Source organism: Levilactobacillus namurensis DSM 19117 (assembly GCF_001434785.1).
GTDB lineage: Bacteria > Bacillota > Bacilli > Lactobacillales > Lactobacillaceae > Levilactobacillus > Levilactobacillus namurensis.
The window spans coordinates 19,469-40,511 of sequence record NZ_AZDT01000058.1; the positions used below are offsets into that span (position 1 = coordinate 19,469).

The window sequence follows — 21,043 nt, forward strand, 5'->3', positions numbered from 1 at the left end:
AACTACCATAAGGGAGTGGTCAATCGATGACGGTTACGTTTGAAAATGCGCAACCCGCGGATTTACCGCGAATTGTGGCAATCTATAATGAAATTATCCCCAGCCGGTTAGCAACGGCCGACCTGACCCCCGTAACGGTGGCGTCGCGGGAAGCCTGGTTTGCGAGTTTCGACCCAGCGAGTCGGCCCATTTGGACGATCCGGGTGGCGGGAACGATCGCGGGGTGGGTCAGTCTGGAATCCTTCTACGGGCGGCCGGCCTACCACCACACGGTCGAAATCAGTCTATACATTGATGCGGCGTTTCGGCACCAGGGCTTGGGCCAACGGGCGTTAGCGTTTGTGACGACCCAGTTGCCCCGGCTGGACATTGACCGAATCGTGGCGTTTGTGTTCAGTCATAATGCGCCCAGTCAGGCGTTGTTTAAGCGCAACGGGTTTACAGTTTGGGGCCACCTACCAGAGGTGGCTGAGATGGACGGCGCATTGTACAGTTTAGACATTCTGGGTCGCCATTTTCCAGAAGCAACCCAGCACGGTCAAAATTAAGCCGCACTGAAGGGGGCCTCCCAGTAGGTCGGAAAAGCCTAGCGGACCGCGATTACGTAAAATTTTGATGAGAATTTACGCCTTTACGGGGGGCTTAGGCGTCTTGTGACGTCGTTTGGCGGTCGGAACACCGGGTGCAGGGGGAAGAAGTGGTTTTAAGCCATGAGAAAATCCACAGATAGTAGCGAGTGACGTCTGCTAGACTAGGACCAGTCAGGAGGAATGACCCATGATCAAAGATCAAACGATTAACGTGATGGACTTGGAGCCGTACCAGACCTATCAGCAGTGCACGTTAGTGTTGCCCAGCTTACCTAGTCACGTGAGCGATGTTCACCTGGACCGGTGCCAGTTCGTCGGTGACTTGGACCACAGTGAGTGGCTGGATTGCCACTTTCAAGATTGTGACTTCGCGAACCGGACCTGGACCCACAGTGTCCTGTACCGGTGTACGTTTACCCGGTGTAACTTACTGGGAACCGCTTTTCTGGAGAATCGGTGGCAGGACGTGACGGTGGCGGATAGTCGGGGGGATTACCTGAACCTTAGTGGGGCGCAGCTCACACGGTGTCGGCTAGCCACGACAACGCTAAAAGAGGCGTATTTACGGGCTTGTCGGGTGACGCCACCATTAGTTTTAGACCGGTGTGACTTGAACCGGGCGAGTTTTTGGGAGACGCGCTTGAAGGGCGTTGACCTGACCACCAGTACCTTTGACCAACTAGAAGTCGACGCCACTCCTCAGAGCTTAGCGGGGCTCGTGATTAATCCGGTGCAGGCGGCTCCCATCTTAGGTCTGTTCGGTGTCAAAATTAAGTAGCGGGATTGTGACCGTTTTAGCGTGAATTTAGGCCGAGTTAGTCTACACTGGTTCGGAATATCCGGTAGTCGAAAACGGGTATCCGAATGGGAGGAGATTAACATGGCAATTCTGGAGATAGGACCCTTAGCCGACTGGGCCGAGGCAACGGCGGAATTATTGGCAGTCTGTGTGGCGCTTTTTCTACCGTACTACACCGATTATCAAAAGAAAAAGCACCAACGCCGCAACTTAAAGATCGTGTTGCAGGAGTTAGTGCAGGCGGCGCTGGAGCAGCGGCCGGACAGTGTGAAGACTCTAGATATCTTTATTAAGGTGTCTTTCTTGGGCAATCGTGATAGTGCCAACGACGAGTTGTTAATGGTGGGCAGCCACATGGTGAGTCTATTTGAAGACACGGCGCTAGATCGGCAGGCCACGCAACAGGAGGTCGTGCGCTTGATGGCACAGTTAGGGTTGTCGGTGACGGAGCCTGTGGTGGCCGATTGAGGATCACTGTTGGTTGAGAAAGGCTAGCTGGGTATCCGTGGACCGTTGTGCATCGAAGTGGTAGTCGGGATGGTCAAAGGCGCGGATGCCGGCAACGGAGGTTACTTGATGTTCAGCGAGATAGCGGACCATCGCGCCGCGGGCCATCTTAGCTAGTGTGGCCTTAGTCTTTAACCGACCGTCGACCAGGCTCGCGAAGACGATGGTCACGAAGGGCTGTTGGGGTGCCAGGTAAGGGCGAATCGCTTTGGCGTATTCTTGGGAGGCCAGGTTGATGATGGGCTCCGTCGGGGTAGCCAGGGCGTGATAGAGGCGGTCCCCCCAGAACGCGTACAGGTTCGCCGTGGCCCCCACCACAAGCTTGGCCTGCATCTCGAGGCGGTAAGGAACGATACCGTCGAACGGACGAAGAATACCGTAGAAACCGGAAAGAATCCGCAGACTTTGACGGATGTAATCGAGAGCAGGCGCGGTGAAGAGGTCTGGCGCCATGTACTGGTACTGAATGCCCGTATAGCTGAGGATGGCCGGAGTGAGCTGGTGGTGCAGATCGAGTTGCTGTAGCCAACGATAGTTCGGTTCAGCGAGCTTGTCGCTACAGTGCCATAAGGCCTTGGCCTCGGGATAGGACAATTCCCGTAAGCGGTCGAGAAGTTGGGCCGTTTGGGGCAGGTACTGGGGCAGACCGTCGATCGCGAACGTGTCGGTATCGACGACCATTTTTTTAGCGGGCGCAATAATAATTTTCATGGGGCAGGCCACCTTTCGCCTTTTAGTATACGATTAATCAAAAGAATAAAGCAGGATATCAAAAAAAGTCGGCTAATTTGCCGACTTTTTAGATAGGCCAATTTTGCTTAGGTTATTTGCAGACGGGGTTGGACACGGTGTAGGTCTTGTAACCCTTTTGGGCAACGGCGTACTTAAAGGTCTTGCATTGGCTCAGCTTCTTGGCTTGGGCTTTCGACAACTTGATATCGAAGTTCCCCTTGTTGGCCACGCTGAACTTCTTGACGCATTGCTTCTTGCCGTTTAAGACGGTCAATTTAGCATTTTTCCGACCGTTTTTGAATTCAAGCTTTTGGGCGTTCTTGTGATAGTTCGTCCGTAACTTGATCTGCTTAGCAGTTGAAACCGTCTTAACACTAGCTTTACTCCCTTGGGCACTGGTTGAAGCACAGCCCCCTAAAGCGAATAAAGCGGCGACACTAGCAACATAACCTAAAACTTTTTTCATAAATAACTCCCCCTAGAAATGAATAGGTAGTCGCTATTGGCTATCTGAGACCTAGTGTATCGGGGTGACCGTTCGGCGTCAATATTGCCGTCCCGCTCAGTAATTAAGTCGATAATTGACTAGTGACTGCAACGGCTAATCGCCGACATGGCGGGCATAAGGGGACTCACTGGTTAGGAAAGGCGAGTTAGGTATACTCACTGTTCAATCCTTTTGGGGAAGCATCATAATTAAGACGAAAAGACCACCCGAGGGTAGTCTTTTGGGAAGCGTGTATTAGTAAAGGCCTTGGATGTAAGCCGTTGAAATCTTTTGTTCGTGGTCACTAACATATTCATTACCATTTATTGAAGCGATATAAGACTCGGCGACCTCATCTAGTGGGAAAAAGAAATGTTGCTTGCCGTTCTTAATAGTTAAGTTGTAAGCACCGGCATCCCCGTTGTAGCTATCACGACTTTGGAAGACATGGCCTAATTTAAAGCTTAGTTTATAACGATAAACCTTGCCGACCTTAGTTTTCTTAGTCTTGACACTCTTTAAGCGCTTATTGAGGTAGTAAGTGATCTTTGAGTGTGTCCGCTTGAATTTCTTGATTTTAGCGTAACGTGTGGCTTTAAAGGTCTGACCACTTTTATGATAAACTAGGTGGCTATCCGCCGTTACTGAAATAAAAGGTAGGGACATGGTTGCGGCGTCATACTGTGCTTTGGCAGTCTTAACAGATAGCATCGGGAAACTCGCTAGGGAGTTAGCGGAAAAGGCTGTCTTACGTGTGTATGCGCGCGTGGCGCCATTATTCTGTTTATTTGCGATGTAACTATAGTGCCAATTACCGAGTTTTTTAAAGACTTTCTTTTGATTTTTGATACTTAACGTGGTGTTGTCAACGCTTTGCAGATTACCAGCGCCATCACTTAAACCGGTCACAACGGATCCCTTATGTAGGGTGACGGTTTTGTGCTTGAATTCATTGGTAAGTTTTAACGGTTTTTCTAACTTATAAGTTTGATAAAGATTATGTGAATCAATGGTATCGTTTTTATCAGTAACACCAATTCCGGTATTATAGGTCGTCTTTAAGTTAAATAAGTTACGAATAGCAATTTTATCGATGGATTTATCGACCTTTTTCTCATTGGCCGCTATTTCTGCACGTTCTTCGGCAATTTGCGCAGCGGTGGGTGTAGAAGCTTTTGCACTGGCGGTTGTATTCGCCATTAGTCCCGCTCCTATAAGTGTTCCTAGTAACATTAAACTCGTGGTCCCTCTCCCGGTTAATTTAAACAATTATAATACCCCCTAATATATTTTGAACCATTTAATTGTAGCGTAGGTGATTTAAAATTGAAATCTAGCTTATTAATCAGTAAAGAGATTTATTATTCATACTTTTTGGGGGATGCCGATTTACGTGGGGGGGAGAAAGACAAAAATAAGCCATTCCCTAAAATGAGAATGACTTGTTTTGAGGTTGAATATGAGGATGCAGTAATGGGTTAGTCAGTATCGATATCGGTATACGACCGAATATACGAGGCTTTGACCCAACCGGCGTAGTGGTACTGATCCGTTGAGACAATGTAATCGAAGACGTCGCCTTCCCGGGTACGTTTAGCAGCCTTAACGATTTTAAATTTGGCGGCGTGTGGCAGGGAAGTGGTAGTGGTTTCCTTCATTTGGCCTAGTTTCTTCGTGGGGTATTGTGTGTAAGGGACAACGTTCCAGAGAATCCCAGGAACGGCAATACCGACGGCTTCGTTGGCGTGGTTATAGGTGGTGACGGCTGAAGTTGTTTTGGCAGATTTGAGCCCACCGGAAAACTTACCGATTTTCTTGCCGCCATAAACGTAACCCCGGTACTTTTTGTTCATGGACACGACGCGGTAGTAGACGGATCCGGTATTGGTCACCTTGTAGCCATAAGCGCGGAAGTAGTAGGTAGATCCCTTATGGGACGGATTTTTAGTGGTGTCGGCGTAAGTTTGGGCGTCTTTAGTGGTGTAGGTCCCAAATGTCTTCATGAGGGCTTTGGAAGCCACCAGTTTAGCACCTTTAACCGTCCCAGGTTTCGTGTATAATGCGTGCTTCCCAGTGGTGGTCACGTTGCGCTTAGAAGCAGCTGTCTTTAGCGTTGTATAGCCGGTTTTGATAGTGGCGGCGTGGACGCTTTGAACCATGCCCAAAGCGCTAATGATAACGGTCAATGATACGAGTAAGTGTTTGGTAAGTTGTCTCATCAGAAATCCCTCCTCAATGATAAAGATACACGGATAACCTTTAAGGTATGTTAAATCAGAAGTACTGGCATCACAGTGTTTTGAGACTTGCTGTTTATCCCTAAAGAACCCAAAATGGATTCTACTGGTATTGTCAGATAGGGCGATGGACTTGGATTTCTTGCGGAGAGCTGCTTAAATGAATGTAAAGGAAGAGGCCGTGTAATCACGACCAACCAACAAGCCACCTCGCTTGTCGTATGGGTTAATACCATACGGTAGGCGGAGTGGCTTTTATGACCTAACAACTACAGGTTAGTGATTTGAAGAACTGGACATTATCATATTACTCGTTTTATTATCAGTGTTATACTGCGAGACGTAAATTTAGGAAGAGTTAGCAGGTGAATAACATGTTAAATTTCAGATTTAATTCCTTTTATAAAAAATCGTTCTATGCATTTGTAGGCATATATCTGGGCGAAATAATATTTTCATTGTGGATATATCCTCATTTGAAAAGCGCAATTCCTATGCATCTAGGAATTAGTGGTGTCGACGAGGTCACAAATGCCAAATACATTATCTTTTTGTTGCCAGTAGTCTGTTGCTTTGCCAGTTGGACATTTAAATCAGAAATGATTGATCGTAAATATATCAAAGGAAGCATAACTAGTAATCTCTTAAAGGTCATTTTTTTCTTGCTTCAATTGTTTATAGCATTCACGTCTATTTATTATTTTTACATTTTGTATGTAAATTACACAATATGAAGATCACTAACTGGAGTTGGCTAACAGTCACTGTTACGTATAAATAAGTGTCTTGCTTCGTGCAAGTTGCGAATTGCTAGGACTAGTCCAATTACTGCAACTACTAGGGCTATTACTGAGATAGCGAGTGTTACTGTTTCCATGCTAAGTTTTTCTGTTCCATCCAAAATTTGTAGCGCCCACGTAATTGCTAGGAGTACCAGCACAATGGTCCAACGTATCCAATTAGCTTTTTACTCATATTGTTTTGCCTCCTAGAATAACCGTATCACTAGCAGAACTAGCGTGAGAGTTACACCAATACCAGTAGCAATTTCAGTGCGGTTTTCATAATCTATTTTCTTTCGTTTACTCATATAAGCTCACTCCCTGCCACTATGATACTGCTAGACAAAGCTGTGTGGCCCCCTGAACCAGGGTATCTGTAACCTTGAACGTGTGTTTAAAATGCACCTAGGAGTGGGGATGACAGAAACCGTCCCGGGAACATCTCGTAGCACTGTCAATCGTGAGAGTAATCAGGATGTATAACTTTTACCACTTTACGACTTAACGTGTACGCAGAACGTGCCTGATAACGATAGCGATACCACGTATGCACACAAGCAAAGCTCTGCCCGACTGTTTGAGTGGGGCTTTTACGGTATTGAGGACAAAATAAAAACTGCTAGCCATTAAGCTAACAGTTCGTTATCCCTACCACCGCTGGGTAATTTATTGTTTTGTGAATGCCATTTTAAATGACATTCAATGATGATGTGTTAAATCAAAAACACTGTCATCACGGTGTTTTGAAGCCTGTTATTTATCTCTAAATACACAAAAATGGATCCTACCGGATTTGAACCGACGACCTCCTGCATGCGAAGCAGGCGCTCTCCCAGCTGAGCTAAGGACCCAAATGACTATAAATTTAGTATAGCACTTTGGTCGAAAAAGTTAATGGTCAACTGAATAAAAATCTAAAATCTTGCAAAAAGAGTGTCTTTGGTCGCAGGTTTCAACACCGAATAGTTAAGACGCAGTAAAAAAAGCCTGGGAATTTTATCCCAGGCTTTTTGTCGTTAGTGGCGGCTACTGCGGTGAGTGCCCGAGCCGTGATCTTTGACCACGTGCCGTTTGAATTTCGGTCCAGTTGCGTCCGGGACGAACTTAAAATGCCGGAGACGACCAGGATAGGGCTGCCCCGAGAGTCGGACATTGGTCCAGTTCTGCATGGCTTGGGCCATTTGTTGGGTGGCAGTGACCAGGTCAGGTCGCTGTTCGGTCCGGGCAGCATCCCGTAAGTCGCTGGTTAAGCGGCTCGTGAGGTTCTGGTGGTAGGTTAAAAGCTCCTGGGTCAGGGGCGCACTACGGTAGCTGTTAAATAACTTTTGAACTTCTAATAAGGCGTCTTCCACGTCTGAAGGTTGGTAGTAACGGTCTTTTTCAGCCATTGGTGACTTCCTTTCGTTTAATTCCGCCGACGCCGGTTGAGCAAGTGCTGCCAGAGCGTCTGGCTATCCGATTGTAACATCAGGTGCTGGTATTGGTGGCCAATGCCCCAACTCATCAAGCCTGTCGTAATCAAGGCGATGACCAGTGAGAGCCACTGGGTTCCCAGGCCAACCGTACCGTTAATGATCCGCATCGGCATGAAGTATGACGAGAGGAACGGGATGTACGACATGATCTTAACGGGAAGGGCGTCTAAGTTGTTCTGGAAGGGGAAGGTGGCGAAGAAGCCCACCATGCCCAACATGACCACGGGTTGGGCGGCCTTGGAAGCATCCTCAGCTTTAGCGACCAGTGCGCCGCTATACGCGGCCAACAGGGTGAACAATACCACACCGATGAAGAGGTAGAGGAGATTCAGGTTCAGGAGGTTATGCAGGACACCGTCGATCAAAGATTGGTATTGCGCAATCATCGCGTGGAGACCCTTCCGACTTAAGGCCCAGGCGTAAATGGCCCAGCCCCCCAGCAGGTAAATGACGATTTGGGTGATGATCACCAGCAGAATACCGGTGATTTTACCCACGAAGTAGCTGGTTGCGGTGGTACTGGAAAAGATGATCTCCATAATTTTCGTGCCCTTTTCCGACGCGATTTCTTGGGCAGTGATGGAGGCGTAGGTGATCAAGATAATGTAAATCATGGTCACAATTAACCAGAACGAGATGGTCTTAGCCAGGTTAGCCGTGCCAGCCTTAGAGGCGATGTGTTGGGTCAGCTTAGGCGTTCGTTGGAGCTGAACCTGTTGCTTGGGCGTTAACTTAGCGGCTTGGTAGTTCGTCAGCTGTTGGGTCTTAGCCAGGAAGTTTTGGACCTGGGCCTCAACGCCCTTGCTGAGGGAGTGGTTCCCCCGGTAGACTGCGTTGACCTGATCTTCCGTAGTGGTGATGGTCAGGTAGCCCGCCAAGTGGTTGGCCTTTAAGGCCTTCTTCGCGGCGGCGACCGTGGTGATCTTGGTGTTCAACTCGGTCGGGTGCTGGGCAATGAACTGGCGGCGTAAGACGGGTTGTGTCCCCACAACGGCAATCTCTTGACTGCTGGAAGCACTGTTGGCGCTAATGTAGCTGATTCCCAGTGTCAGTCCCAGCATCAGGAAGGGACCGATAATCATGAAGAAGAAGCTCCATGACTTGATCTGACGCAGGTAGGTCTCGGCGGTCACAATCCAGGTCTTAAGCATCTGCTTCACCCACTTTCATTCGGAAAATCTCATCAAGGGTCGGGGGCTGCTGGCTGAATTCTTCGATGTAGTGGCCCTGAGTTAGGCTGGCGAAGATGGCCGGCCCGGCGGCTGGGTCACTCAGGTGGAGCCGGAATTGGCCCGGTTGCCGGGGCGTGACGCTGGCGACGCCGGGGAGGGTCGCTAACCGACGAGCATCCCAGTCAGTCGTGACGAACAGCTCGGTCTTGCCGAACTGGTTGCGGACGTCCTGGAGCGTCCCGTGCAGGACCATATTCCCCGTGCGCAGCATCACCAGTTGGTCGCAGACCTCGGTGACGTTTTCCATGTTATGACTGGAGAAGATAATAGCCGCCCCCCGTTGCTTAGCGTCCAGGATAGCGCGCTTGAGTAAGTCAGCATTGACTGGATCCAGACCACTGAAGGGTTCGTCGAGGATCAGAAGGTCGGGTTGATGAATCAGGGTACAGATCAATTGGACCTTCTGTTGATTCCCCTTGGACAGGTCGCTGATCTTACTCTTGCGGGTGCCCTTAACGGCGAACCGTTCCAACCAGTCGTCGATCTGGGGGCGGATCACCTTAGCCGACTGACCCTTCAGCCGAGCCAGGTAAACGATTTGTTGTTCGATGGTTAGCTTCGGCATCAGACTACGCTCTTCGGGAAGGTAGCCGATGTGGTTGAAGTCTTCCGCTGAAAAGGCGTGTCCTTGCCAAGTAATCTGACCATCGAAGGTGATGAAGTTCAGGATACTGTGGAAGGTGGTGGATTTGCCGGCCCCGTTTTGACCAATCAGTCCGAGAATCTGACCGTTCGGGACATCAAAGCTGATGTCGTTGAGGGCCTGGACGTCCCCGAACGATTTTCGAATGTGTTGAATGCTTAGCATAGCGCGCGCTCCTTCGTCAGATTAGAATAAGTCCATTATACGTGAGTTCGCTAGGCAAACCAAGAACTTGCCGGGATGGGGGACTGATTTGTCATCAAAGGGTTGATTTTTACTCAAAAACTCCCGTTCCAGTGGTTTGCGGAACGGGAGTGGCGTTTTAGGTTATTTTCGAGATTGGGCCGTACTGTTGACTTGTGCTTGGGCGGCTTGAGCCGCACGTTGTGGCCGCAAGTTGAAGACCACGTTCAAGATGACAGCGGAGAAGCTCCCGATGACGACCCCGTTATTCACGATGATTTGCAGGGATTGCGGCAGGTCTTGGAAAATCTGCGGGTAGACCGTCACGCCCAACCCAAGGCCAATCGAGATGGCCGAGACTAACAGGTTATTGTTGTCCTTGAAGTCGACTTGTTGGAGCATGCGGATACCTTGGACGCCGACCATGCCGAACATCACGATCATGGCACCACCCAAAACGGGGTCGGGGATGACCGTTGCCAACGCCCCAATCTTAGGTAAGAGCCCCAGAAGCATCAGGAAAAGGGCGGAGAAGTAGATGGGCTTGCGGGTCTTAACACCGGAAAGTTGGACCACCCCCACGTTTTCGGAGAAGGTCGAGTACGGGAAGGTGTTGAAGAGTCCGCCCAGGATCACGGCGATGCCCTCAGCCCGGTAGCCGCGCTTTAAGTCGGCCTCTTTAATCTGCTTGCCCGTGATGTCCCCTAAGGCGAAGAAGACCCCAGTCGATTCGACCATGGTGGTTAAGGAGACCAGAATCATGGTCAGAATGGACGACCACTCGAACTTGGGCGTGCTGAAGTAGAAGAATTGCGGCAGGTGAAACCAACTGGCTTGCCCCACGGCACTCAGGTTAACCATGCCCAACCAACTCGCAATCACGGTGCCTAACAGGATTCCTAAGAGGATGGCCAGTGACTTCATGAAGCCTTTAGCGAAGACGTTCAGGCCTAAGATGATGGCCATGGTCAGGAAGCCGACCAACAGGAACTTGAGGTCCCCGAAGTTCTTAGCGCTGACGTCGCCACCACCTAGGTTCTGGAAGCCCACGGGAATCAGGGTGAACCCGATGATGGTGATCAACGACCCCGTGACAACGGGGGGGAACAGGTTCTTGATCTTGGAGAACCAACCGGCACTCAGGAAGACGAAGAGCCCCGCCCCGATGATAGCCCCGTACATGGTACCGACCCCGTAGTTCCGACCGATGGCGGAGAGGGGCGTCACGGCTTGGACCGCACACCCCAAGACCACGGGCAAGGCGATTCCGGTGAAGCGGGTTCGCTTTAACTGGAGGAGGGTCGCGATACCGCACATGAAGATGTCGGCACTGATCAGATAAGCCATTTGCATGGCGTTAAAGTGTAACGCACCACCAATCAAGAGGGGCACTAAGACGTCGCCGGAGTACATGGCGAGGAGGTGTTGGAACCCCAGAATTGCGGCCTTCCAGGTGGAGACGGGTTGGCCGTCAGTCGTTTGCGTAGCTTGAGATGATTGCGTGGTTTGCAAGATATTTCCTCCTATCATGTCTGTGAATGAAATCAAAAAAGCTCCCTTTTCGCATAACGCAAAAAGGGAGCGGTAAAACTCGACCGATGACTCTTTTCATCGGCAAAAAGAGTTTCGGTCCTCAATTTGCTTATAGTCCGGAATTTACGGCTCCGGGTAGAGACTTACCAACCTTATCTTGGCATTATATAGGCAATTTCATTAATTTAACTGATGTAGAATGTTACTTACTTTAGCACGGTGGCGCTAAAAACACAAGGCCGGGTTGACCACTGATGGCGGGTTTAGCCAAAATCGTTAGTGAGCATTGGGGGATTTTTTGATCAGGTGCCAGAGCTTCTTAAAGCCGGTACTGAACAGGGCCATCAACGGTCCCCAGTCGGCCAGTCCACCGGAGACACTGTCTTTTTTGGGGTGAACTTCGGGTCCAGGCTTGTAGAAGTGGTCCGCTTTTTTAGGTTGGGGCATCCTGGCGACCTCCTTTCTAAACTCTTACCTAAATTTTACCGCAACTAGGGTACAATATGGGTAACCAATTTTTTGGAAGGGGAGTAAATGTTGTGAAGAAGATTTTAGCGATTCACACGGGGGGCACCATTTCCATGTCGCAAAACGCACAAGGGGAGGTCGTGCCCAACGACCAGAACCCAATTGCCCAAGACGCCACGATTCTGGCGGGCCGGGTCCAGTTGATCACGGATGAAATGTTCAACTTGCCGTCGCCCCACATGACGCCGGTTCAGATGTTGCAGATCAAGCAGCGGATTCTAAAGGCTGAAGCCCAGGGCATCGACGGGGTCGTGATTACGCACGGGACCGATACGCTGGAGGAAACGGCGTACTTCTTAGACCTGACGTTACCGAACACGATTCCCGTAGTGGTGACGGGGGCCATGCGGTCGTCGAATGAAGTCGGCTCGGACGGCTTGTACAATTTTCAATCGGCCATCGAGGTGGCCGCGGCCGATGCGTCACGGGATAATGGCGTGATGGTGGTCATGAACGACGAGATTCACACGGCGCGTTACGTGACCAAGACCCACACCACCAACGTGGCGACTTTCCGGACCCCGACCTTTGGGCCGATAGGGTTGGTCACCAAGGGCCACCCCATGTACTTCCAGAAGTTGATCCAGCAGACCACCTGCGACATCGACCACGTGATCGACGGCGTTTACCTCTTAAAGGCCTACGCAGGGATGGACGCCAGTCTGTTTGATGCCTTAGCGACGGACCGAACCCAGGGCCTAGTTATCGAGGGTGTCGGCGCGGGAAACCTGCCGCCGGCAACGCTGCCAGGGATTCAACGGTTACTGGACCGCCAGATTCCAATCGTGTTGGTTTCACGGTGTTACAACGGTGTGGCCGAGGACATCTATGATTACCCGGGTGGCGGGATCGGCTTGCGCAAGATGGGGTTATTGTTGTGTCAAGGACTGAACGGCCAGAAGGCCCGCATTAAGTTACTGGTCGGACTCAGTGCTGGGTTAACGGGCTCCGACTTGGCAGACTTCTTACGGACGGCGGTCTCTTAATCGGAAATGGACGGCCGTGGCGAGCTATTTTTCGCATAATATGGTAGAATTTTCAAAAAAGCAGAAAAGGGGGCCACATGATGAATTCTATTGTTAACGATCTTAACCGGGCCCTAGCACAGCAGATACTGGTCAACGTCTATCAGGTGAACCAAGACGTGGTGTATACCGGATACGTGACGGCTGTGGGGGCCCAAGGCCTCATTCTGGCGACCTATGACGATTATGGCTTACCGGATGGTGCCGTCTTCTTGGACCTTAACGTGGTAGATGAAGTCGAATTTTCAAGTGATGATCTGGATAACATGGCGTTTCGCATTCAGACGGCCCATGACGAACACTTCGTGGCCGCCGGGGGCCTGACCATGCACTTTGACCCGCAGCGAGACTTACGCCGACAAGTTCTGAGTCACGCGTGGGTCGACCACTTGGTGATTATGTTGGTCCTGAATCAGGATCAGCACTTCTACGAGGGACTGGTGACGGGCATCGCCGCGGATAAGGTGACGATTCAACTCTTGAATAAGTTCGATTATCAGGACCGCCCCGTTCGCGAGATCGACCCGAGTCAAATCGAGGTCATCGAATTTCAAGGTCAGGAACTATCCTTACAGAGTGCTGCCGCGACCCGCCTTCAAAAGTTGCCGCATCAGGAGACCGTGACGGTCACGTCACCGGAGCTGATTGCAGGGACCTTGCGGGAGTTAGTGGGCCGGGAACTCTTCGTGGCCTTGATTCCTAAGCACGACCAGGACCTATTCTTCGTGGGCCGGGTGAATACGGTGACGGCAGATGCCGTGATCTTGAACTTGGTCGACATGACCGGTCAGTTCGGTGGATATACCCTGATGCGGCTAAGTGAACTGCACGCGGTGATGCTGAAGTCGGATTATCTGCAGACCATGCGGTTGTTTACGCTGCTGAACCAAGCGCGGCAACACCCCATTCAACCAGTTCTCAACGATGAGCGTTTGTTCGATGCCACGGACGACCAGTTTACGGCCCGACTGACGCAAGCGGCCACGTTCCGGTCGATCATTCGGCTGAAGCTCCACGACGGGACTAGCGTGCTGGGCTACCCCGCACAGGTCGGCAATCAGCACTTCATCTTTCATGAAGTAGTGGATAATCAGGTTGACCAGGTCGGTAAGGCGTACGCGATTACTGACGTGGATGAAGTGGCTTTCGGGTACCTCGACGCCTACTTGACGGAGCGACAACTTAAAGTCGAGGGCGATTTATAGAAACGGAAAAAAGCCGCCGGGCGCTCGGCGGTCTACATAAGGAGTTTTGAATGATGCAGTGGAAAAAGTTACCGCGGTGGATGCGCGACACGGTGTCGGTCGTGGGTGCCATGTCGATTTTATTGATTATGTACGATTGGTTATTGGCGAAGAATGTGAACTGGGCGTTAGTGCCTTTACAGATCATTCTAGCGTTGTTGGCGGTTGGCGCTTGGAGTTACTTTAGCTATCGTAGCCAAGCCAAGCGCAAGGCCGCTGACGCCAAGAAGAAAGCCGATGCGGCAGCTCGGGCACAACGGCGCAAGCAACGGGCTGCGGAAGGGGCCAAGCAAGCGGCCGTGACGCATGAACGCAATGCGAACCGGAACCAGCAACATCAACAACGCCGGCAACATTAGGAGGTTTAATAAACATGGCAACGGATCTAAAATTCTGTCCCCAGTGTGGGGCTAAAATTACGGCGACCGACCAGACTTGTCCGCGCTGTCATACGGATCTCCGGCCGTTTCGCGAGGTGAAGCAACCCCAAGCGGCACCGGCCAAACCGAAGTTGAACCTGAACACCTTATCGGCTAATCCTTACCGGGAGGGCATGAAACGGCTCAAGGCGCGGGAAGGGTCTCAGCCCACGACTACGAAACACCGTTGGCATTGGCCGTGGTCGAAGGAGTGAATGAGATGGGAAGTTTTGAGGTCATTCAGGGCGATATCACGCAAAGTCAAGTCGATGCCATCGTAAACGCGGCAAATACCACGTTACTGGGTGGTGGCGGTGTTGATGGGGCCATTCATCGGGCGGCGGGACCGCAACTTTTCGCGGCCTGCGTGCCCCTGAACGGTTGCCGCACCGGCGAGGCTAAGCTGACCCCCGGGTTTGAGTTGCCCGCTAAATGGGTGATTCATACGCCGGGACCGGTCTGGCAAGGTGGTCACCACCACGAAGCCGAGTTGCTGGCCAACTGTTACCGCAATAGTCTGACTTTGGCCGCGACGCAGGGGTGCCGGACGGTTGATTTTCCGTCCCTGAGTACCGGGGTCTACGGCTATCCGCTGGCCGCGGCGGCACAAGTGGCAACGCAGACGATTGCGACTTGGTTAGCCGCTTCGAAGCAGGAGCTGCGGGTCCGCTTGGTCGCGTTTGATGCGACCACGGCGCAGGCGTACCGCCAAGCTTGGGCCGCGTTGGGATGACGATGAAGACAAAAACAGACCTGAGCCTTCAAAAGGGAGACTCAGGTCTGTTGCTTGGCTTAAAGTGGTTTCTTGGCAATTAGGCTGTGGAGCGCTGCCTGTTCGTCGGTAGTGGGCTGCAGCTCACCGGTCTTGATGGCGTGGAACTTCTCAACGGTTAGGCGAGAACCAAAGGCCATCTCGCCGTCGGTCTTATCGTATTTCTTTTGGTAGGCGATGATTGCTTCAGCCAGACTACTTAGCTCTTGTTCTTGACTCATTAATATCCCTCCAAATGATAATCCATCTTGCTGCTCACTGTTTATTATACTAAAGTTTGGCGAAATCTGGGGAATAAGTCCTCGTATCCGAGAATATTTTGAATTTTACTTGATGAATGGCCCAAAATTGCGTAAACTAAAATGCAATATGAATTTTCTGTGTGTTAAGGAATTGTTACCGCGATTTTGGGTCGCTGTCATCGATTTGTGACGTTCAGCCCGTACACTAGAGGTCACGTGTTGACGGAAAGTCGGGATGAACGGGGTGACAAGGTGAACTTAAAACGGATTATTCTGGGACTGGGAACGGCAATCGTCCTACTGGCTGTGGTCAGTGGTCTTTCGTGGCTACTGACGGCGCACGCCGTAGGGCCCCATGTTGCGCAGTCCGAACCACAGATCCCGCCGACGACGCGGGAGATGCCACGGTAATTTTGCGGGCATTAAAACGGGTGCCGGGTGAACCGGTGGTTTTATTAATTAATGGTAATCGTGATGATTACATGACTACAGTCTCTTGTAGTCTATCAAGCGGGAAAGCAGGTCGACTTCGGTTGGCCTGTTTTCTTTTGGTCTGTTCACCTTCCAATACGAAAAGCCCCTTGCGTGCCATGACCATTTCGCTGGCAAGCAAGGGACCTTAATTAACGAAGCTTGATGTCACCACCGTCGACCATGAAGGTCTGACCGGTGATGTAACTGCTGGCGTCGCTGGCTAGGAAGAGGGCGACCGCCCCAATGTCGTGCTCGGGATCGCCCAGTCGGTGGAGCGGAATCTGGTTGACCATTGCCTTGTATTGGTCCGGAGCGGCCTGTTTCCAGCGCTTCACACCGGCCGTTTCGGCGATTGGGGAAATCAGGTTGACCCGAATGTTATCGGCAGCCCATTCGTTGGCCGCCACCCGGGAAAGCCCCCGAATGGCTTCCTTGGCCGCAGCGTAGGCGGCTTGGGTCGGTTGCCCGTTGATTCCAGCCCCCGAGGCAAAGTTGATGACACTTCCCTGGTTAGCCTTGAGCTGTGGATAAGCCAGTTGCATCAGATGCCAGGTCGGGTAGAAGCCGGTGTTGAAGGACAGGGCCAAGTCATCGTCGGTTAGTGCAGTGAAGGGCTTTTGGTGGGAAGCGTGGGCGTTGTTGATCAGCACATCGATTCCGCCAAAGGCTTTGACAGCCGTGTCGATGATGAGTTGGTCGTTGGCTTTGGTACTGATGTCGGTTTGCAGCGTGACCACCTGACCGGCATTCAGTGCCTGAAGCTCCCGCTTGGCTTGCGCGATGAGTTCAGCGTTGACGTCGACCACCAGGACACTGGCGCCCGATTTGACGAAGGCCGTGGCCATTCCCAGGCCGATGCCGCCGGCACCACCGGTAATGATGACGCGTTTATCAGAGAAGTCGTAAGTGATTTGCATGTTATCGTCCTCCTATGTACTGATAGTATTATGATCAGCGAGGAGTATACCATAGAAATGTAAACGGTTTCAACAAAAATTATTATTTACTGAGGTCACAAAAAATCGGGCCATCCCCCGTTTAGCGGGGTGGCCCGATAGGAATCAAAACAAGTCTTTAAAAGTGTAACCAGTCACTGTGGCTACGGTGAATATCTTCGCGAATCCCCACGACGTAAATCAAGAAGGCCGCAATGGCGATGGCTAAGAGGATGGTCCAGAGCCACGCGTGCGTGTGGATGAAGGTAAAGTAGCCGAAGCCCAGGGTGCTGAGCGCAATGATGACCAACTTCCGGCCCAGTGGTCGGTCGTGGAGAAAGGACACTGCTAGAGCCAGGACCACGGCACCACCGAACATGTCATCACCACTGCTCAGGCTGCCGGGGTGATTCAACAGGGCGTACCCTTCAATCAGAATGCCTAGGATTAAAGCTAAGTAACCGAAAAATTGAAGAAAGGTCATTTGACGAATTTTTTGCATCACGACACCCGCTTTCCCTCAGATGGTGCCTTTATTATAAAGCAAGCGCGCGCGATTGGGAATCCTAATGCTTAGGTTACCAGGTTTCGTGATCCAAAGCCATTTGCCAAAAGTGTAACTCGTACCAACTGCTCTTCTGGAAGATATCCAGGAGGGCCGGCGTGTTCTGGGGAGTAGCGACCCGGTTGGCGAGGGCCAATTGGTCAGGCATCTCTCCGGCGTAGTCGTCGGCATTGTAAGTATCGATCCAAGCCTGGTAGATGGGGATGGGTGATCCCTGGTGGGCTAGGTCGTGGCCAATCTCGGCATAGAGCCAGTAACACGGTAATAGGGCGATTACGGCACCAGCGGTTCCTAGGGTCGCTAGGGATCGGTAGAGGTGGCTGGTATAGGCGTACCCCGTGGGAGCCATGGGCGTCGCCGCAATTTCGGCATCCGTGATGGCGAGTTGCTTAAAGAAGGTTTCGCGGACCGCCATCTCGCCTTGGCGTAAGTGTTCAGCTCCGGCCCGTAACTGGTGGGCTGCCTGCGGATCCGTGGCCTGGTCCGCGGCTAAGTCGTGAATCGTCGCGAATTCTTGCAGGTAGTGGTGGTCTTGAATCAGATAATACCGGAAGGTGGCTGCGGGTAAGGTCCCCGCTTGCAAGGCTTGAATGAAGGGATGGTGCTTGGAAGCCGCCCAACTGGTGCGGGTAGCGGCATGAGCTTGATCAGTGAACATCAAAAAACTCCTTTCTGTTAAGGCAAGCCGACGAAGAGGCCGATTTGGACCACGACAAAGCCCAGACCACAGAGTAGCCAATCGCGCCGACGGAGGGGAATCGTGACCGCGTAAGTCCGGGGAGCCCCTTCGACGAATCCGTGTGAGGTCATGGCATCCGCTAACTGGTCTGACCAGTTCATGGCCGCTAGGATGACCTTGAAGTACAGTTGGGGGGACCAGAAGTGAAGTACCTGTCCCCGCATCAGGGCGGCGGCGTGGATCGTTGCGACCTCGGCACGAATCTTAGGCAGCAGATTGAAAGCTGCCAGGAACCCGTAAGCGAACTTCGCGGGCAACTTAGCATTCTGTTCCAGCGAACGGGCCAAGGCCAGCGGTTGGGTGGTCTGAGTAAAGGTGGCCCCCAAGTAGACGTAGACGAACATCCGGGTGAAGATGACCGCTAAGAAGTGGTGCGAGGCGTCCCCCTGCAAGGCCAGTGACCAGACTAGGGCGCTGGCTAAGAAGAGGGGAACGGCCGTTAGCCACAGGAGAGTCTTGAAGTGAATACGTTGAACCACTAAGACGATTAAACTAAAGCCAATCAAAGCCAAGTTGACGGTCAAAACTTGGGTAAACGAAATTTCGAACGCAATCAACACGACGGTAGCGAGCTTGAGACTAGGATTCATGGCGCACCTCCTGAGCTTGGTAGCTGAATTGTTGGTCGGCCAAGGCCAAGTGGTAATCGATAAAGCTATCGAGGCCGCTTAGCTGATGGCTGATCAACACTAAGGTCAGCTTGAGGTCTGCTTGGGTGGTCGTCAGGAGTTGACGTACCGCGTGAATCGAGGCCAGGTCTAGTCCCTTTAGGGGCTCGTCTAGCAGGAGTACGTCGGGGGCCATCATCAGCATGCAGAGCAACTGGAACTTCTTCTGCTGGCCACTACTGAGTGAGTAGATGACCTGGTCTTCACGGCCATTGAGCTGGAGGGCTTTGAGCGCGGCGGCCACCCGGTCGGGCGTGAAGTACGCGTGTTGACCGTTCTTCTGGGACAACGCCAATTCTTCACCTAGGGTGACGTTGAGAAATTGCGCTTGAGCGGCTTGAAACATCAACCCCACATGGCGAGCGTAGGTGCGACGCCGTAGCTTTTGGATGTCCTGTTGGCGGTAGGTGATCGTACCATCATAGGAACTCAGCCGGACCAGCGCGCGGAAGAAAGTGGATTTTCCACTACCGTTGGGGCCGGTGATCAGCGTGGTTTTATGCGCTAGGATGGCGAGATCTTGGGGCCGCAACAGTTGTCGGGTCCCTCGGCGTAACCCTAGTTGGTGGCTAGTCAGGACCTGCGGCGTATCGGGTGCGGGGAGCTGGACCTGAGTAAGCCGTAACCGTTCCGGAGTAAAGGCGGCTAGGCGGGCCTGGGTAGCGGCGGCCGAGAGCTGGGTCGCCATTCCGTGATCTAAGACGGTCAGGTGGTCGACCCATTGGTCATAGCCACTGAGGTCATGGTCGGCGAGAATCACGGTCTTATGGCGCTCGTGGCAGAGTTGGACCAGCTTGGTCATCAGAACTTGGCGCGTCGGTGGATCGATACTGGCAAAGGGCTCGTCTAGTAAGATAACGTCACTGTCCATGGCCACAATACTGGCCAGGGCGACCTTCTGTTGTTCCCCGCCGGATAGCTGCATTAAAGAGCGGTCACGAAGCTTGGCGATGCCGACGAAGGCTAGGGCGGCATCAATTCTAGCGGGCATTTGGGCTGGGTCGACCGCCTGATTTTCCAAGACAAAGCGCAACTCGTTAGTCACGGTATCCATGGTGAATTGGGTACTGGGTTCCTGGAACAGTAACGCGACTCTACGGGAGTGGGTGGTTGCCGGGAATGAGGCCAGGGCCTGGTCGTCGAAGGTGATGGTCCCCGTGGTGGGGAGCGGGGTCAGGCCGGCGATCAACCGGAGTAGGGTGGTCTTGCCGCTGCCAGATGGACCAGTCAATAGGGAAAAACGACCGCCCCTAAAGGTGGCCGTTAAGTCCTTGAGCACGGGAGTCTCCCGGGCTGGTGGTGCGTAAGTTAAGTGTTGAATCGTAATGGTTGCCAAAGTGAATCCCTCCAGTTTAGTTCTTAGAGGTTGCGGGGAGGACGTGGGCCCGAGTTAAGAGGTTGGTGATCAGACGCGTCAGGATTCCCCCGAAGACGAAGATTGAGGCGAAGCGGACTACCAGTAACACCAGCAAGAAGCCTAGGTGATAGGCGTTGTAACCGGACCGGAAGTAGTCCCATAAGAAGGTGACCAAAGTGGTGGTCAGTGCACTGAGTGTTAAGGTTAGCCAGTTGTAGACCTTATAACCCACGGCGGCGAAGCCTAATTCGGAACCGATACCTTGAACGGCACCAGAAATTAAAGTAGATGCGCCCCAAGTTCCCCCCAGGAACATTTCCACCGCAGACCCTAGGAATTCGCCTAGAGTTGCGGATCCGGGAATCCGGATGATGAAGCCGGCTAAGGGGCCCGCCATGACCCAGATACCTAAGAGTAGTTCGTTAGCCAGCGGCTGAAGTCCCGCGGGTGCTAAAGCGGCTGTTAAAACGGCGTAGAGTGGTCCCACGGCCCAAAAAATAACCCCCATAAAAATTGCTAAAATGGTGACCAGAATAATGTCACGAATGTGCCAACGTTGCATGTTGTCTTCCCCCTATAGGTTATAGTGACGCGGTCACAACCAAAAAGATCCCCACGTAGCGCGCGGCTAGGTGGGGTTCTTGCTTGCATTTGAAAATACACCGTCCCTTCGCTGGTCTTAACCAGAGCAGGTTCAATGGGTTTAATCTCAGCCAAAATAGGCACCCCGTCGGATTTAAATTACTTTTAGCGTAACTAATCTGAACGAAAAATGCAACCGCTATCCTCTAAAATCGTACGGAGTGGTCTAAGCTTTTATAACTTGAATAGTGCTCAAGTCTAATCGGTGGGGCCTCAAATCATCTGGTTGACGT

25 protein-coding genes, 1 tRNA gene and 2 riboswitches are annotated in these 21,043 nt (G+C 51.9%); of the genes, 9 read left to right on the plus strand and 17 right to left on the minus strand.

Annotated features, from left to right (window positions below; translation table 11 throughout):
* The first annotated feature begins 26 nt into the window (after nucleotides 1-26).
* The 3 genes from FD30_RS08570 to FD30_RS08580 all read left to right on the plus strand — a co-directional run bounded on the left by FD30_RS08570 (nucleotide 27) and on the right by FD30_RS08580 (nucleotide 1,857).
* Nucleotides 27-548: a GNAT family N-acetyltransferase gene (locus FD30_RS08570; protein ID WP_056944680.1), complete on the plus strand. Its 522-nt coding sequence runs from the start codon at nucleotides 27-29 to the stop codon at nucleotides 546-548.
* 229 nt (nucleotides 549-777) lie between these two features.
* Complete coding sequence (locus tag FD30_RS08575; protein WP_056944681.1) at nucleotides 778-1,368, plus strand: pentapeptide repeat-containing protein; 591 nt, start codon at nucleotides 778-780, stop codon at nucleotides 1,366-1,368.
* A gap of 102 nt (nucleotides 1,369-1,470) precedes the next feature.
* Nucleotides 1,471-1,857 (plus strand): hypothetical protein, encoded by a 387-nt coding sequence (locus FD30_RS08580; protein ID WP_056944682.1) that lies wholly within the window; start codon nucleotides 1,471-1,473, stop codon nucleotides 1,855-1,857.
* Between the two features lie 3 nt (nucleotides 1,858-1,860).
* Here the strand turns inward: FD30_RS08580 and yaaA are convergent, their stop codons facing one another.
* The 10 genes from yaaA to FD30_RS11570 form a co-directional block, all read right to left on the minus strand.
* Nucleotides 1,861-2,607: a peroxide stress protein YaaA gene (gene yaaA, locus FD30_RS08585; protein ID WP_056944683.1), complete on the minus strand. Its 747-nt coding sequence runs from the start codon at nucleotides 2,605-2,607 to the stop codon at nucleotides 1,861-1,863.
* 112 nt (nucleotides 2,608-2,719) lie between these two features.
* Complete coding sequence (locus FD30_RS08590; protein WP_056944684.1) at nucleotides 2,720-3,094, minus strand: hypothetical protein; 375 nt, start codon at nucleotides 3,092-3,094, stop codon at nucleotides 2,720-2,722.
* Between the two features lie 276 nt (nucleotides 3,095-3,370).
* Entirely contained in the window at nucleotides 3,371-4,315 is a 945-nt protein-coding gene (locus FD30_RS08595) for a hypothetical protein (protein ID WP_147000052.1), read from the minus strand.
* A gap of 278 nt (nucleotides 4,316-4,593) precedes the next feature.
* A complete protein-coding gene (locus FD30_RS08600; protein WP_056944686.1) occupies nucleotides 4,594-5,334 on the minus strand; it encodes a hypothetical protein in 741 nt (246 codons plus the stop codon).
* A gap of 1,578 nt (nucleotides 5,335-6,912) precedes the next feature.
* Nucleotides 6,913-6,985: transfer RNA gene (locus tag FD30_RS08610), tRNA-Ala, on the minus strand.
* A gap of 165 nt (nucleotides 6,986-7,150) precedes the next feature.
* A complete protein-coding gene (locus tag FD30_RS08615) occupies nucleotides 7,151-7,522 on the minus strand; it encodes a hypothetical protein (protein WP_024746710.1) in 372 nt (123 codons plus the stop codon).
* A 17-nt stretch (nucleotides 7,523-7,539) separates the two neighbouring features.
* A complete protein-coding gene (locus FD30_RS08620) occupies nucleotides 7,540-8,760 on the minus strand; it encodes an ABC transporter permease (protein ID WP_056944688.1) in 1,221 nt (406 codons plus the stop codon).
* Entirely contained in the window at nucleotides 8,753-9,649 is an 897-nt protein-coding gene (locus FD30_RS08625) for an ABC transporter ATP-binding protein (RefSeq protein WP_024746712.1), read from the minus strand. Before FD30_RS08625 ends, FD30_RS08620 begins: the two co-directional genes overlap by 8 nt.
* Nucleotides 9,650-9,811: 162 nt before the next feature.
* Nucleotides 9,812-11,179, minus strand: a complete 1,368-nt coding sequence (locus tag FD30_RS08630; protein WP_056944689.1) for a nucleobase:cation symporter-2 family protein — start codon at nucleotides 11,177-11,179, stop codon at nucleotides 9,812-9,814.
* Between the two features lie 113 nt (nucleotides 11,180-11,292).
* A riboswitch (purine riboswitch) is annotated at nucleotides 11,293-11,391 on the minus strand.
* Nucleotides 11,392-11,476: 85 nt separating this feature from the next.
* Complete coding sequence (locus FD30_RS11570; RefSeq protein ID WP_156652559.1) at nucleotides 11,477-11,647, minus strand: hypothetical protein; 171 nt, start codon at nucleotides 11,645-11,647, stop codon at nucleotides 11,477-11,479.
* 56 nt (nucleotides 11,648-11,703) lie between these two features.
* On the opposite strand from FD30_RS11570, the gene FD30_RS08635 reads away from it, so the two are divergent.
* The 5 genes from FD30_RS08635 to FD30_RS08655 all read left to right on the plus strand — a co-directional run bounded on the left by FD30_RS08635 (nucleotide 11,704) and on the right by FD30_RS08655 (nucleotide 15,149).
* Nucleotides 11,704-12,714 (plus strand): asparaginase, encoded by a 1,011-nt coding sequence (locus FD30_RS08635; protein ID WP_056944690.1) that lies wholly within the window; start codon nucleotides 11,704-11,706, stop codon nucleotides 12,712-12,714.
* Nucleotides 12,715-12,794: 80 nt separating this feature from the next.
* Nucleotides 12,795-13,958 (plus strand): hypothetical protein, encoded by a 1,164-nt coding sequence (locus tag FD30_RS08640; protein WP_056944691.1) that lies wholly within the window; start codon nucleotides 12,795-12,797, stop codon nucleotides 13,956-13,958.
* A gap of 53 nt (nucleotides 13,959-14,011) precedes the next feature.
* Complete coding sequence (locus tag FD30_RS08645; RefSeq protein WP_056944692.1) at nucleotides 14,012-14,356, plus strand: hypothetical protein; 345 nt, start codon at nucleotides 14,012-14,014, stop codon at nucleotides 14,354-14,356.
* Between the two features lie 14 nt (nucleotides 14,357-14,370).
* A complete protein-coding gene (locus FD30_RS08650; RefSeq protein WP_056944693.1) occupies nucleotides 14,371-14,631 on the plus strand; it encodes a zinc-ribbon domain-containing protein in 261 nt (86 codons plus the stop codon).
* A gap of 5 nt (nucleotides 14,632-14,636) precedes the next feature.
* Nucleotides 14,637-15,149, plus strand: a complete 513-nt coding sequence (locus FD30_RS08655) for an O-acetyl-ADP-ribose deacetylase (protein WP_056944694.1) — start codon at nucleotides 14,637-14,639, stop codon at nucleotides 15,147-15,149.
* Nucleotides 15,150-15,208: 59 nt separating this feature from the next.
* On the opposite strand, the gene FD30_RS08660 is transcribed toward FD30_RS08655, so the two are convergent.
* Entirely contained in the window at nucleotides 15,209-15,409 is a 201-nt protein-coding gene (locus FD30_RS08660) for an LBP_cg2779 family protein (protein WP_056944695.1), read from the minus strand.
* Between the two features lie 240 nt (nucleotides 15,410-15,649).
* Between FD30_RS08660 and FD30_RS08665 the strand changes: the two genes are divergently transcribed.
* The gene (locus FD30_RS08665; RefSeq protein ID WP_056944696.1) at nucleotides 15,650-15,841 is read left to right on the plus strand and encodes a hypothetical protein; all 192 of its coding nucleotides are present in this window, start codon (nucleotides 15,650-15,652) and stop codon (nucleotides 15,839-15,841) included.
* Between the two features lie 212 nt (nucleotides 15,842-16,053).
* On the opposite strand, the gene FD30_RS08670 is transcribed toward FD30_RS08665, so the two are convergent.
* From FD30_RS08670 to FD30_RS08695, 6 genes are all read right to left on the minus strand, one after another.
* Nucleotides 16,054-16,821: an SDR family NAD(P)-dependent oxidoreductase gene (locus FD30_RS08670; RefSeq protein ID WP_056944697.1), complete on the minus strand. Its 768-nt coding sequence runs from the start codon at nucleotides 16,819-16,821 to the stop codon at nucleotides 16,054-16,056.
* A gap of 157 nt (nucleotides 16,822-16,978) precedes the next feature.
* Nucleotides 16,979-17,341 carry a hypothetical protein gene (locus FD30_RS08675; protein ID WP_056944698.1) on the minus strand — a complete coding sequence of 121 codons (363 nt, stop codon included), beginning with the start codon at nucleotides 17,339-17,341 and terminating at the stop codon, nucleotides 16,979-16,981.
* 76 nt (nucleotides 17,342-17,417) lie between these two features.
* Complete coding sequence (tenA, locus tag FD30_RS08680) at nucleotides 17,418-18,062, minus strand: thiaminase II (RefSeq protein ID WP_056944699.1); 645 nt, start codon at nucleotides 18,060-18,062, stop codon at nucleotides 17,418-17,420.
* Between the two features lie 17 nt (nucleotides 18,063-18,079).
* Nucleotides 18,080-18,733 carry an energy-coupling factor transporter transmembrane component T family protein gene (locus tag FD30_RS08685; protein ID WP_056944700.1) on the minus strand — a complete coding sequence of 218 codons (654 nt, stop codon included), beginning with the start codon at nucleotides 18,731-18,733 and terminating at the stop codon, nucleotides 18,080-18,082.
* A complete protein-coding gene (locus tag FD30_RS08690; RefSeq protein WP_056944701.1) occupies nucleotides 18,723-20,147 on the minus strand; it encodes an ABC transporter ATP-binding protein in 1,425 nt (474 codons plus the stop codon). The genes FD30_RS08685 and FD30_RS08690 overlap by 11 nt, the downstream gene beginning before the upstream one ends.
* Nucleotides 20,148-20,163: 16 nt before the next feature.
* Nucleotides 20,164-20,730 carry an ECF transporter S component gene (locus FD30_RS08695; protein ID WP_056944702.1) on the minus strand — a complete coding sequence of 189 codons (567 nt, stop codon included), beginning with the start codon at nucleotides 20,728-20,730 and terminating at the stop codon, nucleotides 20,164-20,166.
* Nucleotides 20,731-20,816: 86 nt separating this feature from the next.
* Nucleotides 20,817-20,908: riboswitch (TPP riboswitch) on the minus strand.
* Nucleotides 20,909-21,043: the final 135 nt, after the last annotated feature.

Excerpts from the sequence above, each read along its gene's own strand:
- FD30_RS08570 (WP_056944680.1), top strand. The coding sequence starts at position 27 with ATGACGGTTACGTTTGAAAATGCGCAACCCGCGGATTTACCGCGAATT.
- FD30_RS08575 (WP_056944681.1), top strand. The coding sequence starts at position 778 with ATGATCAAAGATCAAACGATTAACGTGATGGACTTGGAGCCGTACCAG.
- FD30_RS08580 (WP_056944682.1), top strand. The coding sequence starts at position 1,471 with ATGGCAATTCTGGAGATAGGACCCTTAGCCGACTGGGCCGAGGCAACG.
- yaaA (WP_056944683.1), bottom strand. The coding sequence starts at position 2,607 with ATGAAAATTATTATTGCGCCCGCTAAAAAAATGGTCGTCGATACCGAC.
- FD30_RS08590 (WP_056944684.1), bottom strand. The coding sequence starts at position 3,094 with ATGAAAAAAGTTTTAGGTTATGTTGCTAGTGTCGCCGCTTTATTCGCT.
- FD30_RS08595 (WP_147000052.1), bottom strand. The coding sequence starts at position 4,315 with ATGGCGAATACAACCGCCAGTGCAAAAGCTTCTACACCCACCGCTGCG.
- FD30_RS08600 (WP_056944686.1), bottom strand. The coding sequence starts at position 5,334 with ATGAGACAACTTACCAAACACTTACTCGTATCATTGACCGTTATCATT.
- FD30_RS08615 (WP_024746710.1), bottom strand. The coding sequence starts at position 7,522 with ATGGCTGAAAAAGACCGTTACTACCAACCTTCAGACGTGGAAGACGCC.
- FD30_RS08620 (WP_056944688.1), bottom strand. The coding sequence starts at position 8,760 with ATGCTTAAGACCTGGATTGTGACCGCCGAGACCTACCTGCGTCAGATC.
- FD30_RS08625 (WP_024746712.1), bottom strand. The coding sequence starts at position 9,649 with ATGCTAAGCATTCAACACATTCGAAAATCGTTCGGGGACGTCCAGGCC.
- FD30_RS11570 (WP_156652559.1), bottom strand. The coding sequence starts at position 11,647 with ATGCCCCAACCTAAAAAAGCGGACCACTTCTACAAGCCTGGACCCGAA.
- FD30_RS08635 (WP_056944690.1), top strand. The coding sequence starts at position 11,704 with ATGGGTAACCAATTTTTTGGAAGGGGAGTAAATGTTGTGAAGAAGATT.
- FD30_RS08640 (WP_056944691.1), top strand. The coding sequence starts at position 12,795 with ATGAATTCTATTGTTAACGATCTTAACCGGGCCCTAGCACAGCAGATA.
- FD30_RS08645 (WP_056944692.1), top strand. The coding sequence starts at position 14,012 with ATGCAGTGGAAAAAGTTACCGCGGTGGATGCGCGACACGGTGTCGGTC.
- FD30_RS08650 (WP_056944693.1), top strand. The coding sequence starts at position 14,371 with ATGGCAACGGATCTAAAATTCTGTCCCCAGTGTGGGGCTAAAATTACG.
- FD30_RS08655 (WP_056944694.1), top strand. The coding sequence starts at position 14,637 with ATGGGAAGTTTTGAGGTCATTCAGGGCGATATCACGCAAAGTCAAGTC.
- FD30_RS08660 (WP_056944695.1), bottom strand. The coding sequence starts at position 15,409 with ATGAGTCAAGAACAAGAGCTAAGTAGTCTGGCTGAAGCAATCATCGCC.
- FD30_RS08670 (WP_056944697.1), bottom strand. The coding sequence starts at position 16,821 with ATGCAAATCACTTACGACTTCTCTGATAAACGCGTCATCATTACCGGT.
- FD30_RS08675 (WP_056944698.1), bottom strand. The coding sequence starts at position 17,341 with ATGCAAAAAATTCGTCAAATGACCTTTCTTCAATTTTTCGGTTACTTA.
- tenA (WP_056944699.1), bottom strand. The coding sequence starts at position 18,062 with ATGTTCACTGATCAAGCTCATGCCGCTACCCGCACCAGTTGGGCGGCT.
- FD30_RS08685 (WP_056944700.1), bottom strand. The coding sequence starts at position 18,733 with ATGAATCCTAGTCTCAAGCTCGCTACCGTCGTGTTGATTGCGTTCGAA.
- FD30_RS08695 (WP_056944702.1), bottom strand. The coding sequence starts at position 20,730 with ATGCAACGTTGGCACATTCGTGACATTATTCTGGTCACCATTTTAGCA.